This is a genomic window from Paenibacillus sp. J31R30 (assembly GCF_059692115.1).
In genome coordinates, this window is sequence record NZ_JCAUAV010000031.1 from 1 (window position 1) to 1734 (window position 1734).

At 50.8% G+C, this 1734-nt stretch carries 2 tRNA genes and 3 rRNA genes; all 5 read right to left on the reverse strand.

What is annotated here, in order from left to right:
- Positions 1 to 505, reverse strand: a 23S ribosomal RNA gene (locus tag AC58QO_RS33625); the annotation flags it as partial.
- A gap of 209 nt (positions 506 to 714) precedes the next feature.
- A tRNA-Ala gene (locus AC58QO_RS33630) sits at positions 715 to 790 on the reverse strand.
- Positions 791 to 819: 29 nt separating this feature from the next.
- Positions 820 to 896, reverse strand: a tRNA-Ile gene (locus tag AC58QO_RS33635).
- Between the two features lie 75 nt (positions 897 to 971).
- A 5S ribosomal RNA gene (rrf, locus tag AC58QO_RS33640) occupies positions 972 to 1088 on the reverse strand.
- Between the two features lie 127 nt (positions 1089 to 1215).
- Positions 1216 to 1734 (reverse strand): 16S ribosomal RNA (locus tag AC58QO_RS33645); the annotation flags it as partial.

A 1734-nucleotide genomic window follows, 5' to 3' on the forward strand; every position in this document is an offset into this window, starting at 1 on the left:
CACGGTACTGCTTCACTATCGGTCACTAGGGAGTATTTAGCCTTGGCAGATGGTCCTGCCGGATTCCGACGGGGTTTCACGTGACCCGCCGTACTCAGGATACCTCTAGGGATTTCGTTCGGTTTGGGCTACAGGGCTTTTACCTTCTATGCCGGACCTTTCCAGATCACTTCGCCTACCAAACTAACCCCATATCGAGGTCCTACAACCCCAAGGAGCAAGCTCCTTGGTTTGGGCTATTCCGCTTTCGCTCGCCGCTACTGACGGAATCACTTTTGTTTTCTTTTCCTCCAGGTACTTAGATGTTTCAGTTCCCTGGGTCTGCCTCTACTAAAGCTATGTATTCACTTTAGAGTAACTGCGCATTACCACAGCTGGGTTCCCCCATTCGGACATCCCCGGATCAAAGCCTGCTTACGGCTCCCCGAGGCATTTCGTCGTTCGCCACGTCCTTCTTCGGCTCCTAGTGCCTAGGCATCCTCCGTGTGCTCTTTCTAGCTTAACCTAGAAATGCATTTAAAGATTTTGCAAGATTCGTTAGAATCAAGCAACCTAAGTTCTTACTTTACGTTTTTGTTTCGTTATCTAGTTTTCAAGGAACAACTGTGATTCAATGATCTTCGCCCTATTTCAGCGGCGAAAGTTATCTTATCACATCTTATTACTGCATTTCAAGTCGAAATTTCTTGGAAATTCCTGTCTTAAAATGTGTTTTGGTGGAGCCAAGCGGGATCGAACCGCTGACCTCCTGCTTGCAAGGCAGGCGCTCTCCCAGCTGAGCTATGGCCCCAAAATGGGATACTTCTATATGAAGTTAAATGGTGGGCCCTAGTGGACTCGAACCACCGACCTCACCCTTATCAGGGGTGCGCTCTAACCAGCTGAGCTAAGGGCCCTAAATGAAAACTTTCCATAATAAAAACCCACCTACAAGCTTTCGAAGCTTTCTCCGAAAGCTTGCCATGGGTATCGCTTGGCAACGTTCTACTCTCCCAGAACCCTGCGGTTCAAGTACCATCGACGCTGGAAGGCTTAACGGTCGTGTTCGAGATGGGAACGCGTGGATCCCTTCCGCCATCATCACCAAACGAGTTGCAACATGGTGTTAACCACCTTGCAGAAAGAGGTTTGCTCTTTCAAAACTGAACACGAGTGAGTAAGCGATTTGTGTGCTAAGCACACTTGACTGTGTCTATCAGACACGAGTCTCCATAGAAAGGAGGTGATCCAGCCGCACCTTCCGATACGGCTACCTTGTTACGACTTCACCCCAATCATCTACCCCACCTTCGGCGGCTGGCTCCCTTGCGGGTTACCCCACCGACTTCGGGTGTTGTAAACTCTCGTGGTGTGACGGGCGGTGTGTACAAGACCCGGGAACGTATTCACCGCGGCATGCTGATCCGCGATTACTAGCAATTCCGACTTCATGCAGGCGAGTTGCAGCCTGCAATCCGAACTGAGATCGGCTTATAAGGATTGGCTCCACCTCGCGGCTTCGCTTCCCGTTGTACCGACCATTGTAGTACGTGTGTAGCCCAGGTCATAAGGGGCATGATGATTTGACGTCATCCCCACCTTCCTCCGGTTTGTCACCGGCAGTCATCCTAGAGTGCCCACCCAAAGTGCTGGCAACTAAGATCAAGGGTTGCGCTCGTTGCGGGACTTAACCCAACATCTCACGACACGAGCTGACGACAACCATGCACCACCTGTCTCCAATGCTCCGAAGAG